The sequence below is a fragment of the Streptomyces sp. Y20 genome (assembly GCF_043195475.1).
Taxonomy (GTDB): Bacteria; Actinomycetota; Actinomycetes; order Streptomycetales; family Streptomycetaceae; genus Streptomyces.
Genome location: NZ_JBIDDP010000005.1, coordinates 38,900 through 54,821, shown reverse-complemented (window position 1 = coordinate 54,821; position 15,922 = coordinate 38,900). Strand labels below are relative to the sequence as shown.

13 protein-coding genes are annotated in these 15,922 nt (G+C 70.7%); 10 read left to right on the top strand and 3 right to left on the bottom strand.

All coding sequences use genetic code 11. The features are described from left to right. Positions 1 to 7: 7 nt before the first annotated feature. Complete coding sequence (aceE, locus tag ACGFT1_RS14460) at positions 8 to 2,755, bottom strand: pyruvate dehydrogenase (acetyl-transferring), homodimeric type (protein WP_373909283.1); 2,748 nt, start codon at positions 2,753 to 2,755, stop codon at positions 8 to 10. Positions 2,756 to 3,136: 381 nt separating this feature from the next. Here aceE and ACGFT1_RS14455 point away from each other — a divergent pair, with 381 nt between their 5' ends. From ACGFT1_RS14455 to ACGFT1_RS14430, 6 genes are all read left to right on the top strand, one after another. Continuing rightward, positions 3,137 to 3,574 (top strand): DUF3052 domain-containing protein, encoded by a 438-nt coding sequence (locus tag ACGFT1_RS14455; RefSeq protein WP_205614247.1) that lies wholly within the window; start codon positions 3,137 to 3,139, stop codon positions 3,572 to 3,574. 132 nt (positions 3,575 to 3,706) lie between these two features. After that, on the top strand, positions 3,707 to 4,165 hold the full coding sequence (locus ACGFT1_RS14450; RefSeq protein WP_373909282.1) for a peroxiredoxin: 459 nt from the start codon (positions 3,707 to 3,709) through the stop codon (positions 4,163 to 4,165). 139 nt (positions 4,166 to 4,304) lie between these two features. Then, positions 4,305 to 4,880 (top strand): TerD family protein, encoded by a 576-nt coding sequence (locus ACGFT1_RS14445; protein ID WP_356816107.1) that lies wholly within the window; start codon positions 4,305 to 4,307, stop codon positions 4,878 to 4,880. Between the two features lie 97 nt (positions 4,881 to 4,977). Then, positions 4,978 to 5,556 (top strand): TerD family protein, encoded by a 579-nt coding sequence (locus ACGFT1_RS14440; protein WP_373909281.1) that lies wholly within the window; start codon positions 4,978 to 4,980, stop codon positions 5,554 to 5,556. 52 nt (positions 5,557 to 5,608) lie between these two features. After that, a complete protein-coding gene (locus ACGFT1_RS14435; RefSeq protein WP_373909280.1) occupies positions 5,609 to 6,748 on the top strand; it encodes a DUF475 domain-containing protein in 1,140 nt (379 codons plus the stop codon). Between the two features lie 96 nt (positions 6,749 to 6,844). Beyond that, a complete protein-coding gene (locus ACGFT1_RS14430) occupies positions 6,845 to 7,579 on the top strand; it encodes a Tellurium resistance (protein ID WP_373909279.1) in 735 nt (244 codons plus the stop codon). Between the two features lie 32 nt (positions 7,580 to 7,611). On the opposite strand, the gene ACGFT1_RS14425 is transcribed toward ACGFT1_RS14430, so the two are convergent. Continuing rightward, the gene (locus ACGFT1_RS14425) at positions 7,612 to 8,373 is read right to left on the bottom strand and encodes a TerD family protein (protein ID WP_373909278.1); all 762 of its coding nucleotides are present in this window, start codon (positions 8,371 to 8,373) and stop codon (positions 7,612 to 7,614) included. A 177-nt stretch (positions 8,374 to 8,550) separates the two neighbouring features. Between ACGFT1_RS14425 and ACGFT1_RS14420 the strand changes: the two genes are divergently transcribed. From ACGFT1_RS14420 to ACGFT1_RS14410, 3 genes are read left to right on the top strand one after another with little or no spacing between them, the layout of a single operon-like run. Further along, on the top strand, positions 8,551 to 9,726 hold the full coding sequence (locus ACGFT1_RS14420) for an HpcH/HpaI aldolase/citrate lyase family protein (protein ID WP_373909277.1): 1,176 nt from the start codon (positions 8,551 to 8,553) through the stop codon (positions 9,724 to 9,726). 27 nt (positions 9,727 to 9,753) lie between these two features. After that, entirely contained in the window at positions 9,754 to 12,207 is a 2,454-nt protein-coding gene (locus ACGFT1_RS14415; RefSeq protein ID WP_373909276.1) for a phosphoribosyltransferase, read from the top strand. Further along, positions 12,207 to 13,073 carry an HAD family hydrolase gene (locus ACGFT1_RS14410; protein WP_373909275.1) on the top strand — a complete coding sequence of 289 codons (867 nt, stop codon included), beginning with the start codon at positions 12,207 to 12,209 and terminating at the stop codon, positions 13,071 to 13,073. Before ACGFT1_RS14415 ends, ACGFT1_RS14410 begins: the two co-directional genes overlap by 1 nt. 126 nt (positions 13,074 to 13,199) lie before the next feature. Here ACGFT1_RS14410 and ACGFT1_RS14405 read toward each other — a convergent pair whose 3' ends face one another. Then, positions 13,200 to 13,430 carry a zinc ribbon domain-containing protein gene (locus ACGFT1_RS14405; RefSeq protein ID WP_373909274.1) on the bottom strand — a complete coding sequence of 77 codons (231 nt, stop codon included), beginning with the start codon at positions 13,428 to 13,430 and terminating at the stop codon, positions 13,200 to 13,202. Between the two features lie 210 nt (positions 13,431 to 13,640). Between ACGFT1_RS14405 and ACGFT1_RS14400 the strand changes: the two genes are divergently transcribed. Next, on the top strand, positions 13,641 to 15,917 hold the full coding sequence (locus ACGFT1_RS14400; protein WP_373909705.1) for a transglycosylase domain-containing protein: 2,277 nt from the start codon (positions 13,641 to 13,643) through the stop codon (positions 15,915 to 15,917). The last annotated feature ends 5 nt before the right edge of the window (positions 15,918 to 15,922 follow it).

Below are 15,922 nucleotides of genomic sequence, written 5' to 3'. Positions count from 1 at the left end.
GCTCAGGTCACGCGTCGCCGCCCGCCGCGCCCGGGTCCGCCGCCGAGACGTCCAGCAGCTGGTACCGGTCGATGGCCTGCTTCAGCACGGACCGGTCCACCTTCCCCTCGCGCGCCAGCTCCGTCAGCACCGCCACCACGATCGACTGGGCGTCGATGTGGAAGAAGCGGCGCGCCGCCCCCCGCGTGTCGGCGAAGCCGAAGCCGTCCGCGCCGAGGGACTGGTAGGTGCCCGGCACCCACCGGGCGATCTGGTCCGGAACCGACCGCATCCAGTCGGACACGGCCACGAACGGGCCCTCCGCACCGCCGAGCTTCCGCGTCACGTACGGCACCCGCTGCTCCTCCTCGGGGTGCAGCAGGTTGTGCCGCTCGCACTCCACGGCCTCGCGGCGCAGTTCGTTCCAGGAGGTCGCCGACCACACGTCGGCCTTGACGTCCCACTCCTCGGCGAGGAGCCGCTGCGCCTCAAGCGCCCACGGCACCGCGACACCGGAGGCCATGATCTGCGCCGGGATCGAGCCGCCGGTGCCCTCGCCGATCCGGTGGACGCCCTTCACGATGCCCTCCACGTCCACGTCCGCGGGCTCGGCCGGGTGCTGGATGGGCTCGTTGTAGACGGTCAGGTAGTAGAAGACGTCCTCGCCGTGCGGGTGCTCGGGCGAGCTGCCGTACATCCGGCGCAGGCCGTCCTGCACGATGTGCGCGATCTCGTAGGCGTACGCCGGGTCGTAGGCCACGCACGCCGGGTTGGTCGAGGCGAGCAGCTGGGAGTGGCCGTCCGCGTGCTGGAGACCCTCACCCGTCAGGGTCGTACGGCCGGCGGTGGCACCCAGCACGAAGCCGCGTGCCAGCTGGTCGGCCATCTGCCAGAACTGGTCACCCGTGCGCTGGAACCCGAACATCGAGTAGAAGACGTAGACGGGGATCAGCGGCTCGCCGTGCGTGGCGTACGCCGAGCCGGCCGCGATCAGCGAGGCCGTGCAGCCCGCCTCGGAGATGCCGTCGTGCAGCATCTGGCCGGTCGGCGACTCCTTGTAGGCCAGGAGCAGCTCGCGGTCCACCGCCTCGTACTGCTGGCCGAGCGGGTTGTAGATCTTCGCACTCGGGAAGAAGGAGTCCATGCCGAACGTGCGGTACTCGTCCGGCGCGATCAGCACGAACCGCTTGCCGATCTCCTTGTCCCGCATGAGGTCCTTGAGGAGGCGCACGAAGGCCATCGTCGTCGCGATGGACTGCTGGCCCGTGCCCTTCTTCACGGTCGCGTACGTCTTGTCGTCCGGCAGCGACAGCGGCTGGGAGCGGACGACGCGGGTGGGGACGTAACCGCCGAGCGACCGGCGGCGGTCGTGCATGTACTGGATCTCCTCCGTGTCCCGGCCCGGGTGGTAGTACGGCGGCAGGCCGGACTCCAGCTCCTTGTCGGAGATCGGCAGGTGCAGGCGGTCCCGGAAGCGCTTGAGGTCGTCGACCGTCAGCTTCTTCATCTGGTGGGTGGCGTTGCGGCCCTCGAAGTTCGGGCCCAGCGTCCAGCCCTTGACCGTCTTGGCGAGGATGACCGTCGGCTGGCCCCGGTGCTCCTTGGCCGCCTTGAACGCCGCGTAGATCTTGCGGTGGTCGTGGCCGCCGCGGCCCAGGTGCAGGATCTGGTCGTCGGTCATGTTCTCGACCATCGCCCGCAGCCGGTGGTCGTCGCCGAAGAAGTGGTCGCGGATGTAGGCGCCGGACTCGGTGGCGTACGTCTGGAACTGGCCGTCCGGGGTGCGGTTCATCTTGTTGACGAGGATGCCGTCCCGGTCCTGCGCGAGCAGCGGGTCCCAGGTGCGGTCCCAGATCAGCTTGATGACGTTCCAGCCGGCGCCCCGGAAGACCGACTCCAGCTCCTGGATGATCTTGCCGTTGCCGCGCACCGGGCCGTCGAGGCGCTGGAGGTTGCAGTTGACGACGAAGGTCAGGTTGTCCAGACCCTCGCGCGCGGCGATGGTCAGCTGGCCGAGGGACTCCGGCTCGTCCATCTCGCCGTCGCCGAGGAACGCCCACACGTGCGAGCGGGAGGTGTCCGCGATACCGCGCGCCTCCATGTAGCGGTTCATCCGCGCCTGGTAGATCGCGCCGAGCGGGCCGAGACCCATGGAGACCGTCGGGAACTCCCAGAAGTCCGGCATCGAGCGCGGGTGGGGGTAGCTGGACAGGCCGACCGGGTGCTTCGACTTCTCCTGGCGGAAGCCGTCCAGCTGGTCCTCGGTGAGCCGGTCGAGCAGGTAGGCGCGGGCGTAGATGCCGGGGGAGGCGTGGCCCTGGAAGAAGACCTGGTCGCCGCCGTCGCCCTCGTCCTTGCCGCGGAAGAAGTGGTTGAAGCCGACGTCGTACAGGGAGGCGGAGGAGGCGAACGTGGCGATGTGGCCGCCGACGCCGATGCCGGGGCGCTGGGCGCGGGACACCATGACGGCCGCGTTCCAGCGGGTCGCGTTCAGGACCCGGCGCTCGATCTCCTCGTTGCCGGGGAAGAACGGCTCGCTCTTGGTGGGGATGGTGTTGACGTAGTCCGTGCTGCGCATCTCGGGCACGGCCACGCGCTTCTCACGCGCCCGTTCGATCAGGCGGAGCATGAGGTAGCGGGCCCGCTCCCGGCCGCGCTCGTCGACGGCGGCGTCCAGGGAGTCGAGCCACTCCTGGGTCTCTTCGGGATCGAAGTCAGGAACCTGACTCGGAAGGCCGCCAATGATGATCGGATTACGATCGGATCCGGAAGCCACGCTGTTCCTTACCTGTGAGAGGGCCAGTTTCTGCGCCTGCCTACGCCGTCCCCATCGTGTACCTCGGGAAGGCGTACGTCATCCGCACCGGTCAAAACGCAACGATACGCCCGGGGTGTGACGCGCTTGGCAAAGTCGTTCGAGTGACGTGTCTGTGGATGATTCCGAACGGCACAAACGGGGCACATCGGTGTGAGGTGGGTTACCCGGAAACGGGATACGGTGCCAGAAGTTGCGGCGACCCGGCCGGGATCGTCACCGTTTCGGCGGTCCCGAGGGCCGGGTACTTGCGCGATCCGCCCCGCCCGTGTGGACTACGGCCAATGCTTCGCGCACGCGCGTGGCTGAGATATCCCCCAAAACATGATCAGGAGGCACCCCGTGAGCGCGACCGCGGACCACGCGGAGGAGCGGACGAACCCTGCCGGCAGGCTGGGTTTCCAGCCCGGGCAGGTGGTCCAGGAGATCGGCTACGACGACGACGTCGATCAGGAGCTCCGCGAGGCCATCGAGGAAGCCATCGAGGGCGACCTCATGGACGAGGACTACGACGACGTGGCCGACGCCGTCGTGCTGTGGTTCCGTGATGACGACGGCGACCTGACGGATGCGCTGGTGGATGCCACCACGTACATCGAAGAGGGCGGCATCATCCTGCTCCTCACGCCGAAGACCGGCCGTTCGGGGTACGTGGAGCCGAGCGACATCCAGGACGCCGCCACGACGGCCGGCCTGACCGCGGCCAAGAGCGTCAGTGTCGGCAAGGACTGGAGCGGCAGCCGTCTGGCGACACCCAAGGCGGCCAAGTCCAAGAAGTGACCGCTTCGTCACCGCCACCGGACGGGCCGGCGACGCCCGGCCCGTCCGCACCCCCCGGGGATCGCTGCGTAGGGTGGAGCACGGCGTTTGCTGTGCCCTCCCCCCGACAGCCCACCGAAGGGATGCACGACGATGGCGATCCAGGTCGGAGACAAGGCCCCCGACTTCGAGCTGAAGGACAACCACGGCCGGACCGTGCGGCTCTCGGAGTTCCACGGCGACAAGAACGTGGTCCTCCTCTTCTATCCGTTCGCCTTCACCGGCGTGTGCACCGGCGAGCTGTGCGAGCTGCGCGACAACCTGCCGACGTTCTCGGACCGCGACACCCAGTTGCTCGCCGTCTCCAACGACTCCATCCACACCCTGCGCGTCTTCGCCGAGCAGGAGGGCTTCGAGTACCCCCTGCTGAGCGACTTCTGGCCGCACGGTGAGGTCTCGCGCGCGTACGGCGTCCTCGACGAGGACAAGGGCTGCGCCGTTAGGGGCACCTTCATCATCGACAAGGAGGGCATCGTCCGGTGGACCGTGGTCAACGGTCTGCCCGACGCCCGTGACCTGGGCGAATACGTCAAGGCGCTCGACGCCCTCTGAGCCGTCCGGCGGCTCGGAACCGCTGATCTCCCATGCTCATGATCTGCGCGGGGCGGGAACCCGTCACTAGGATCGGCACGTTGATCCCATATCCGAAGCACGACGGGGCCCCCGCCCCCGAACACCACATGGAGGACCCGTGGGAGTCAGCCTCAGCAAGGGCGGCAACGTATCCCTGACGAAGGAGGCCCCGGGCCTGACCGCCGTCATCGTCGGTCTGGGCTGGGACGTGCGCACCACCACCGGCACGGACTTCGACCTCGACGCCAGTGCGCTGCTGCTGAACAACTCCGGCAAGGTCGCGAGCGACCAGCACTTCGTCTTCTTCAACAACCTCAAGAGCCCGGACGGGTCCGTCGAGCACACCGGTGACAACCTCACCGGTGAGGGCGAGGGCGACGACGAGCAGGTCAAGGTGGACCTGGCCGGCGTCCCGGCCGACATCGAGAGGATCGTCTTCCCGGTGTCGATCTACGAAGCCGAGAACCGCCAGCAGTCCTTCGGCCAGGTCCGCAACGCCTTCATCCGCGTCGTGAACCAGGCCAACCAGCAGGAGATCGCGCGCTACGACCTGAGCGAGGACGCCTCCACCGAGACCGCCATGGTCTTCGGCGAGCTCTACCGCAACGGCGCGGAGTGGAAGTTCCGCGCCGTCGGCCAGGGTTACGCCTCGGGTCTGCGCGGCATCGCCCAGGACTTCGGCGTCAACGTCTGACACCGATCCGCTCCCGCTCCGGCGCCGCACCGTTCCACGGGCGGCGCCGGACGCGCAGCACCACCAGGCAGGCACCACCCAGGGGAGGACCAGCATCATGGGCGTCACGCTCGCCAAGGGAGGCAACGTCTCCCTCTCCAAGGCCGCACCGAACCTCACCAACGTCATGATCGGGCTCGGCTGGGACGCGCGGTCCACCACCGGCGCCCCCTTCGACCTGGACGCCAGCGCGCTGCTGTGCGACGGCGCCAACCGGGTGCTGGGCGACGAGTACTTCGTGTTCTACAACCAGCTCACGAGCCCCGAGGGCTCCGTGGAGCACACCGGGGACAACCTCACCGGCGAGGGGGAGGGCGACGACGAGTCGGTCCTGGTGGACCTCGGCCAGGTGCCGGCCCGCTGCGAGAAGATCATCTTCCCCGTCTCCATCCATATGGCGGACGAGCGCGGCCAGACCTTCGGCCAGGTCTCCAACGCCTTCATCCGGGTCGTCAACCAGGCCGACGGCCAGGAGCTGGCCCGCTACGACCTCAGCGAGGACGCCTCCACCGAGACGGCCATGATTTTCGGCGAGCTGTACAGGTACCAGGGCGAGTGGAAGTTCCGTGCCGTCGGTCAGGGGTACGCGTCGGGACTCCGGGGCATCGCTCTAGACTTCGGAGTCAACGTTTCGTAAAGCCGCGTACGGCGCGGGGGAGAACCTCCCCCAACAGATGATGGGGTAGCCAGTGCTTCTGAAAACCTTCGGCTGGTCGTTCGCGATCACCGCGCTCGGCCTGGTCGCCGCGGTGTTCTACGGGGGGTGGACGGCCTTCGGCATCGTGGCGATCCTCGCCGTCCTGGAAATCTCGCTCTCTTTCGACAACGCGGTGGTCAACGCCGGGATCTTGAAGAAGATGAGCGCGTTCTGGCAGAAGATCTTCCTCACGGTCGGCGTCCTCATCGCGGTCTTCGGCATGCGGCTGGTGTTCCCCGTCGTCATCGTGGCGGTCACCGCCAAGATGGGCCCGCTCAAGGCCGTCGACCTCGCGCTCAACGACAAGGACCGCTACCAGCAGCTGGTCACCGACGCGCACCCGGCGATCGCCGCCTTCGGTGGCATGTTCCTGCTGATGATCTTCCTCGACTTCATCTTCGAGGACCGGGACATCCAGTGGCTGCGCTGGATCGAGCGGCCCCTTGCCAAGCTCGGCAAGGTCGACATGCTGGCGGTCTGCATCTCCCTCGTCGTCCTGCTCATCACCTCCTTCACCTTCGCCACCCACGCCCACCAGCACGGCGGCGCCCACGTCGACAAGGCCCAGACGGTCCTGATCGCCGGCATCGCGGGTCTGATCACCTACATGGTCGTCGGCGGTCTCTCCGGCTTCTTCGAGGACAGGCTGGAGGAAGAGGAGGAGCGTGAGCACGAGGAGGAGGAACAGGCCGCCCGCTCCGGCAAGGAGCGCTCCGCGGTCGTCCTGGCCGGCCAGGCCGCGTTCTTCATGTTCCTCTACCTCGAGGTCCTGGACGCGTCCTTCTCCTTCGACGGCGTGATCGGCGCCTTCGCCATCACCAACGACATCGTCCTGATGGCCCTCGGCCTCGGTATCGGCGCGATGTACGTCCGGTCGCTGACGGTGTACCTGGTCCGCCAGGGCACCCTCGACGACTACGTCTACCTGGAGCACGGCGCCCACTACGCGATCGGCGCCCTGGCCATCATCCTCATGGTCACCATCCGGTACGAGATCAACGAGGTCATCACCGGCCTCGTCGGCGTCGTCCTGATCGCCTGGTCGTTCTGGTCCTCCGTCCGCCGCAACCGCGCGCTGGCCGCGGCCGGTGCGGGCAGCGGCGACAAGGCGGAGGTCCCGTCCGGGGTGTGACGGCCCCGCGGGTGAGGAACGCTCTCAGCGGGGCGGCCGGAGTGGCGGCCGCCCCCGACGGCGTCTGGACGAGCACGCGAGCACCTGGGGGCGGGAATGGGTTTCTTCGACGGACTGCTGGGCGGGCGCGCCGCCGACTTCGACTCGGGCAACGCGACCAACGCCATCCAGCTCACCGGACGGCATCAGGCGGTGTCCCTCACCAAACAGGACGCGGCCACCGGGCACCTGCGCGTCAACCTCACCTGGCGGATGCGCACCTCCGACTTCGACGGGGGCCGCCGCCCCAGCCTGCTGCGGCACCCCTTCCGGGCACTGAAGCCGCCGGAGATCCTCGGCCACGGGCAGAGCATGGTCGACGTCGACCTCGACCTCGGCTGCCTGTACGAGCTGGCCGACGGCACCAAGGGGGTCGTCCAGCCCCTCGGCGGCTATCTCGGCGACGTCAACGCGCCGCCGTACATCAAGCTCAGCGGCGACGACCGGTTCGGCTCGGGGTCCGGCGAGACGATGTACGTCAACCTCGACCACCGGGACGAGCTCAAGCGGCTGCTGGTCTTCGTCTACATCTACGACCGGACGCCCGCCTTCGACCGCACCCACGCGATCGTCACCCTCTACCCGAGCAACGGCCCCCGCATCGAGATAGGCCTGGACGAACGCCACCCCCAGGCCCGCTCCTGCGCCGTGGTCATGATCGAGAACGTCAAGGGGGAACTCGTCGTCCGCCGGGAGGTCAAGTTCGTCTACGGCTTCCAGGGCGAACTGGACCGCCTGTACGGCTGGGGGCTCCAGTGGGGCCGGGGCTACAAGACCAAGGTCGACCGGTAGTCACGCCGGGGACCGACCCGTAGGCGCCGCCCCTACCGCCCGATGAACTGCGGCCCCTGCGGCGGCAGCCGGAAGTACGGGTCCGGCCCCACGGTGGCCGGCACGGGCACCGGCACCGGCTGCGGGTGCGTCTGCGGCGCCGGCTGCGGGTAGCCGTAGGCCGCCTGCGGCGGCACCGCGGACGCCGGCAGCTCCGGGGGCAGCGGCCGGGACCCCGGCCCGGCGGGAGCCGGCTCCTCCTCGGTCCCCTCCGACTCGTCCACCGAGATCCCGAAGTCGGTGGCCAGCCCCCTGAGCCCGTTGGAGTACCCCTCGCCCAGGGCGCGGAACTTCCAGCCCTCCCCGCGCCGGTACAGCTCCCCGCAGATCAGCGCCGTCTCGGCACCGGTCTCCGGCTTGATGTCGAACCGGGCCAGCGGCTCCCCGTCGGCGGCCCCCGCGTCGTACAGCAGGATGCACAGCGCCGGCACCCGGTCGAAGGGGACACCGTCGGCGGAGGCGACCAGCAGGATCCGGCCGATGCCCGGTTCGACACCGGGCAGGTCTGTCTGGATCGTGTCGGTCAGTCCCTCGGCGATCCGCTTCTTGCCCAGTCGCCACACCACCCCTGACGGGTGCCGGGGCTGGTTGTAGAAGACGAAGTCCTCGTCGGAGCGCACACGGCCGTCGGGGCCCAGCAGCAGCGCCGAGGCGTCCACGTCCGGGACTTCCCGCCCCGGCGTCCAGCGCAGCACCGCGCGGACCGTGGTGGCCTCCAGCGGGACGTTCGACCCCTTCAGCATCGCGTGCGTCATGCGGTCATCCTGCCCTCTCGGTCCTGCTCACGACAATGCGGGGGGCCGTGGCGCCGACATGGGCGGGTTACCGGAAATTCATGCCCACCGGGAACTCCGGACACGGATCCCTACGTACTATTACCGGCCACCCTTTACCGAATCCACAGACTCGGCTCGCACCCCAGAGGGAGTCCTATGCGTCATTTCGGGCACATCGCCCCGGAGGTGCGGCAGCGCCTCTTCCACCGGGAGCCGTGCGCGTTCACCGCCGACTCCCCGGCCCGGCTGCTCTCCGCCGCCCTGGGCGCCACGCTGTACAGCCCGGCCACCCGGCCCCGGCTGGCCGACGACATCGTCAGACAGGCCGGGAACGGCGTGGTCTCGATGGTGCTGTGCCTGGAGGACTCGATCGGCGACGCGGACGTCCCGGCGGGCGAGGAGAACCTCGTCCGCCAGTTCACCGCCCTCGCCGGCCACGCCGCCCGGCCCGGCGTGGAGCTTCCCCTGCTGTTCATCCGGGTGCGCACCCCCGAGCAGATACCCGACCTGGTACGGCGTCTCGGCCCGGCCGTGCACCTGCTGTCCGGTTTCGTGCTGCCCAAGTTCACCGGGGAACGCGGCATCCCCTTCCTGGAGGCCCTGACCGACGCCGAGGCCGCCGCCGGCCGGCGGCTCTTCGCCATGCCGGTCCTGGAGTCCCCCGAACTGCTCTACCTAGAGTCCCGCGTGGACGCCCTGGAGGGCATATTCCGCGCGGTCGACAAGTACCGCGAGCGGGTCCTGGCCCTCCGCCTCGGCGTGACCGACTTCTGCTCCTCCTACGGCCTGCGCCGCGCCCCCGACATGACGGCCTACGACGTCCGGATCGTCGCGTCCGTGATCGCCGACGTCGTGAACATGCTCGGCCGTGCCGACGGCACCGGCTTCACCGTCACCGGCCCGGTCTGGGAGTACTTCCGCGTCTCCGAGCGCATGTTCAAGCCGCAGCTCCGGCAGAGCCCCTTCCTGGAGATGCAGGCCGTCGCGCTGCGCGAGCAGCTCATCGAACACGCCATGGACGGCCTGCTCCGCGAGATCTCCCTCGACCAGGCCAACGGCCTCCTCGGCAAGACCTGCATCCACCCCTCCCACGTCCTGCCCGTCCACGCGCTCTCCGTGGTCAGCCACGAGGAGTTCAGCGACGCCCAGGACATCCTGCGGCCGGAACGGGGCGGCGGGGGTGTCCTCAGGTCGGCGTACACGAACAAGATGAACGAGGTGAAGCCGCACCGCGCCTGGGCCGAGCGGACCCTGCTGCGCGCCGAGGTGTTCGGCGTCGCCAACGAGGACGTCGGCTTCGTGGAGCTGCTCGCCGCCGGCATACCCGGCTGACCCTGCCCACCTCTTTCCAAGGAACGCATGAACAACGCAGTGAACGACGGGGTCTGGTCCGGCAGCTGGGTCGCCGAGCGACTCGGGGTCGGACTCACGGGCGACGACGGGCTGCCGGCCCTCCTCGGGCTCGCCCTGCGCCGCAACCCCAAGCGGGCCCACCTGCTGGTCTCCAACGTGCTCGGCAAGCACGTCCCCCAGACGCCGTCCGTGGTGCACGGCCACGGGTTCCGGCTGGGCCGCCGGGTCGCGGAGCTGCTCGGGGCGGAGACGGCCACCGCCGTCGTCCTCGGCTACGCGGAGACCGCGACCGGGCTGGGCCACGCGGTGGCCGACGGCCTCGGGACGGCGCCGTACCTGCACTCCACCCGCCGGCCGGTGGCGGGCGTCGCCCGGGCCGGCGGCTTCGAGGAGTCGCACTCCCACGCCACGTCCCATCTGCTGCTCCCCGAGGACCCCGGGCTGCTGTCCGGCGACGGGCCGCTGGTCCTGGTGGACGACGAGTTCTCCACCGGTAACACGGTCCTGAACACCATTCGCGACCTGCACGAACGGTATGCGCGACGGCGCTATGTCGTCGTCGCGCTGGTGGACATGCGCGCGCCCGAGGACACCGCCCGGATGGAACGGTTCGCCGGTGAGATCGGGGCGCGGGTGGATCTCGTCGCCGCCGCGTCCGGGACCGTGCGGCTGCCGGAGGGGGTGCTGGAGAAGGGGCGGGAGCTGGTAGCGCGGTACACGTCCGCCGCCGACCTCTCCCCGTACGCCGGGCCGGACACGGCCCGGCCGGGGCGGGCGGCCCGGGTCGACCTGTGCTGGCCCCCCGGCCTCCCCGACGGCGGCCGGCACGGCTTCACGCCCGCCCACCGCGCCCGCCTCGACGCCGCGCTGCCCGCCATGGCCGCCCGCACCGCCGCGGCCCTGCCCGCCGGCGCCCGCCGCGTCCTCGTCCTCGGGTCCGAGGAGCTGATGTACGCCCCGCTGCGGCTCGCCCGCGAGCTGGAACGCCTCCTGCCGGCAGACGTACGGTTCTCCACCACCACGCGCTCGCCCGTGCTCGCGGTCGACGACCCCGGCTACGCCATCCGCACCCGCCTGGTCTTCCCCGCCCACGACGACCCGGCCGACGGCCCCGGCGAGCGCTACGCCTACAACGTCGCCGGCGCCGGCTTCGACGCCGTCGTCGCCGTGGTCGACTCGGTCGGCGACACTCCCGCCCTGCACGCGTCCGACGGCCTCCTCGCCCGCCTCGCCGAGCACGTCCCGCACGTCCTGCTCGCGGTCGTCCCCTCGTACGTCCCGCACGCACCCGAAAGGCCGGCCATGCTGCCCGAGCCCCTCCGCGGCCCCGCTTTCTCCTCGTACGCGCCGGAGGAGGTCGGCTGGCTGCTCCAGGACCTCTCCGACGTCACCCTGGAGGCGCCGACCGAGGAGCGCGAGGAGGCCATCCAGAGCGGCGGGGCGCACTACGCCGAGTCGCTGCCGGTGGAGTACCAGCCCAGCGAGCAGTACCAGCAGCTGTTCCACGCCGCCCTGGACGCCTCGGCCGCACGGATCGCCCGGGCGGCCGGCGCGGTGACGGAGCTGGTCCTGGCGGAGCGCTCACCCCGCCCGGTGCTGGTCTCCCTCGCCCGCGCGGGCACCCCGGTCGGCATCCTCATGCGCCGCTGGGCGCGGTTCCGGCACGGTCTCGACGTGCCGCACTACGCCGTCTCCATCGTCCGGGGCCGGGGCATCGACGCCAACGCGCTGCGCTGGCTCGCCGCCCATCACGACCCCCGGGACGTCGTGTTCGTGGACGGCTGGACCGGCAAGGGCGCCATCACCCGCGAACTGGCCCGGGCGGTGGAGGAGTTCGAGGCGAAGGAAGGCATCACGGGCTTCGACCCGGAGATCGCCGTCCTCGCCGACCCCGGCTCCTGCGTCCGCACCTACGGCACCCGCGAGGACTTCCTCATCCCCTCCGCCTGCCTCAACTCCACGGTGTCCGGCCTCATCTCCCGCACCGTCCTGCGCGCGGACCTCGTCGGCCCGGACGACTTCCACGGCGCCAAGTTCTACCGCGAACTCGCCGGCTCGGACGTCTCCGGGGCCTTCCTCGACGCCGTCTCCGCCCGCTTCCCGGAGGTCGCCGGCTCCGTCGGCGCGGCGGCCGGGGAGCTGATGGCCGAGGACCGTTCGCCCACCTGGGCGGGCTGGCGGGCCGTGGAGCGCATCAGCGAGGAGTACGGCATCCACGACGTGAACCTCGTCAAGCCCGGCGTCGGCGAGACCACCCGGGTGCTGCTGCGCCGGGTGCCGTGGAAGATCCTCGCGCGCGCCGGTGCCGGCGCCGACCTGGACCACGTGCGGCTGCTCGCCGGGCAGCGCGGGGTGCCGGTAGAGGAGGTCGACGGCCTGCCGTACACCTGCGTCGGGCTGATCCACCCCCAGTACACGCGCGGTGCGACGGGCGCCGACGGCCGGGCGGTGACCGCGTGATGCCGGTGCTGGTGGCGAGCGACCTCGACCGTACGCTGATCTACTCCGCCGCGGCCCTCGCGCTGACCATGCCGGACGCACGCGCCCCCCGGCTGCTGTGCGTGGAGGTGCATGAGGCACGGCCGCTGTCCTACCTGACGGAGACCGCGGCCCGGCTGCTGACCGACCTCGGCGACGCGGCCGTCTTCGTGCCGACGACGACCCGGACGCGCAAGCAGTACCAGCGCATCAACCTGCCCGGGCCCCCGCCGAAGTACGCGATCTGCGCCAACGGCGGGCACCTCCTGGTCGACGGGGTCACCGACGCCGGCTGGCACGCGGCCGTACAGGCGCGGCTCGCCGACGAGTGCGCGCCGCTGGAGGAGATCCGCGAGCACCTGCTGAGGTCCGCCGACCCGGTCTGGGTGCGCAGGCAGCGGATCGCGGAGGACCTGTTCGCCTACCTCGTGGTCGAGCGCGAGCTGCTGCCCGAGGAGTGGGTGAAGGAGCTGGCGGTGTGGGCGGAGGACCGGGGCTGGACGGTCTCGCTCCAGGGCCGCAAGATCTACGCCGTGCCGAAGCCGCTCACCAAGAGCGCGGCCGTTCGCGAGGTCGCCCGTCGCACCGGCGCGCAGCTGACACTGGCGGCGGGGGACTCGCTGCTCGACGCCGACCTGCTGCTGGCCGCCGACCGCGGCTGGCGCCCCGGCCACGGCGAGCTGGCCGACACCGCGTGGAACGCGCCGCACATCAGCGCGCTGCCGGAGCGGGGGGTGCTGGCGGGGGAGCGGATCCTGCGGGAGTTCCTGGAGACGGTGGGAGCGGCACGGGCGGCGCGGGCGGCGCGGGCTGGACTCGGGTCAACGACCGTTGGCCCACAGCCGTAGGCCCCCCTGGAGTCGGCCCACAGCCGTAGGCCTACGTGTGTTGACCTACGCGTGTCGGCCTACCGGTGTCGGCCTACGGCTGTAGGCAGCACGGTGGGCCAACACTTGTTGGCAACCGCTCCCGGTTCAGCCGCAGCACCCTCCGCCGCAGCACCCACCGCCCCCGCCTCCGGCGGCCCGGGGTGCCGGGGCCGGGGCGGGGGTGCGGGAGACGCCGGCCACGGCCACCGTCGACAGGAGTTTGACCGTGTCGGCGTGGCCCTCGGGGCAGCTCGCGGGGGTGGCGGACTCCGCCATCGGGCGGTTCAGTTCGAACGTGCTGCCGCAGGTCCGGCAGCGGTACTCGTAGCGAGGCATGGGCCCAGGTTAGCCGTCAAGGGCCGCTGGGGGGCGTCTCAATGTTCCATGAGTGTTGCTTACTATCCGGCATATGTGCGGGGCATTCGAAAACGTTACTGATAATTTGTGAATGCCGTTGCGAGGATGCTCAGCTCACCCGCGCGAGCGAGACCTAGTGCGGAGGGAGACGCAGGCGTGACCGACGCGTCGCAGGGGGAGGGCGGCTCCATGGGGGATGGTCGGGGCGAGAAGCCGTGGGAGGCCGACGAGACCCTGCATCTGAGAGTGGACGCCCTCAGGGCCGACGAGACTATGCAGTTGCGGGTCCCGCCGCCGCCCGAGCCGTCCGCCCCGGCCGGCGGCCGGGCGGAGCGGCGGCGCGGCGCGCGCGCCGCCGAGGGCACCCCGGCGGATGCTTCCGGCCGTTCTTCCGGTGGCCGTTCCTCCGGCCTGTCCTCCCGCCTCCCCTCCGGCCTTCCCTCCGGCCTCTCCGCCGCCCGCGAGCGCGCCGTCACCGCCCTCGCTCCGCTGCTCGCCCGGCTGGCGCCGTACGCGCGCCGCCTGGCCCCGTACGCGCGCCGTCTGAAGCCGGTCTACCCGCGCCGCGGCCGGACCGGCTGGCGGCGCTGGATACCCTCCTGGCGCCAGTCGCTCGGCGCCGTCCTGACCTCGTTCGGCCTGCTCGGCGCGTTCCTCGTGACCGCCTACGCGATGACGGACATACCGAGCAATCTCAACTCGTACGCGACACAGCAGGACAACGTGTACTTCTGGTCCGACGGTACGCCGATGGCCCGGACGGGCTGGGTGCAGCGGCAGGCGATGCCCCTGCGGGACATACCCCCGGACGTCCGCTGGGCGGTGCTCGCGGCGGAGAACGAGAGCTTCTACTCGGACCCGGGCATATCCGCCAAGGGCATCACCCGGGCGCTGTTCCGCACGCTGGGCGAGGGGGACACCGAGGGCGGCTCCACCATCACCCAGCAGTACGTCAAAAACGTTTATCTCACACAGAACCAGACGGTAAGCCGCAAATTCACCGAGGCGATGATCTCCCTCAAGCTCGACAACGCGATGAGCAAGGACCAGATCCTCGAGGGCTATCTCAACACCAGCTGGTTCGGCCGCGGCACCTACGGCATCCAGCGGGCGGCGCAGGCGTACTACGGCAAGGACGTCGGCAAGCTCAACGCCTCCCAGGCGGCCATGCTCGCCTCGCTGCTCAAGGGCGCCGGCCTGTACGACCCGACGCTGAGCAAGGCCAACCACGCGCGGGCGGTGGAGCGCTGGTCCTGGATCCTCGACCGCATGGTCAAGATCGGCAAGCTGTCGCCGGAGGAACGGGCCGGGTACACGAAGTTCCCCGAGCCGCTGAAGAGCAATCCGCTGTACGACACCGGTGAGCAGAGCGACTACCTGGTGGAGCTGGCGACGCAGTACGCCAAGAAGGCCGCGCACCTCACGGACAAGCAGTTCGACCTGGGCGGCTACCAGATCTACACGACATTCGACCGCAAGCGGGAGAAGGCGCTGACCGACGCCGTCACCAAGGCCCGCAAGCAGGCGAAGCGGGACGACCCGAAGGTGGCGTCGGACGCGCACTACGGCGCCTCCTCGGTGGCCGCGGACGGGCGCATCCTGGCCGTCTACGGCGGCCCGGACCACCGTAAGCAGGGCTACAACGACTCCAACGCGACCACCGTCCCGGCCGGCACCGCGTTCACGCCGTTCGTCTACGCCGCCGGACTCGAACACGGCGTCCGCACGTCACGCGACGGGCCGGCCACGCCCGTCACCCCGGATTCCGTGTACGACGGCGACGACGGCGTGCCCGTCACCACCCCGGAGGGGCCCTACTGGGACCGCAGCGGCAAGAAGGTCGCCGCGCACAACGACGGCGGGAGGTCGTACGGGCGGATCACGCTGCGCGAGGCGATGGCCCGGTCGGTGAACACCCCGTTCATGCAGCTCGGCATGGACGCCGGCCTGGCCACCGTGCGCCGGACCGCCGAGGAGTCCGGGCTGCTGCCCTCCAGCATCGGCCCCCAGGTGCCCGGCCTGTCGCTGGGCAACTCCACGCCGAGTGCGATCCGCATGGCCAGCGGTTATGCCACGTTCGCGGCCGGCGGCACCCACACCGAGCCGTACTCGGTGCGCCGCGTCACCCGGAACGGCGCCCCGGTCGCGCTGACCGTCCCGCACGCCAGGCGGGCGGTCGGCGGCAAGGTGGCCCAGGAGGTCACCGAGGCGCTCACCGACTCCTTCCGCACCGCCCATCCGGAGGCGGCGGCCGGCCGCACCGGGGTGTCGGGGAAGGCCGGCACCACCGAGAAGGACACCGCCGCCTGGTACGTCGGCACGGCCGACTCCGTGTCCACCGCGGCCGTCGTCTACCGGATCGACCTGGCCACGTCCTTGGAACCGCTGCCGCTCCAGGGACTGGCCGGCACCTCCGACAACAGCGTCCCGTACGCCCTCTGGTCTGCCGCGACGGGCCTCGGCTGAGACCT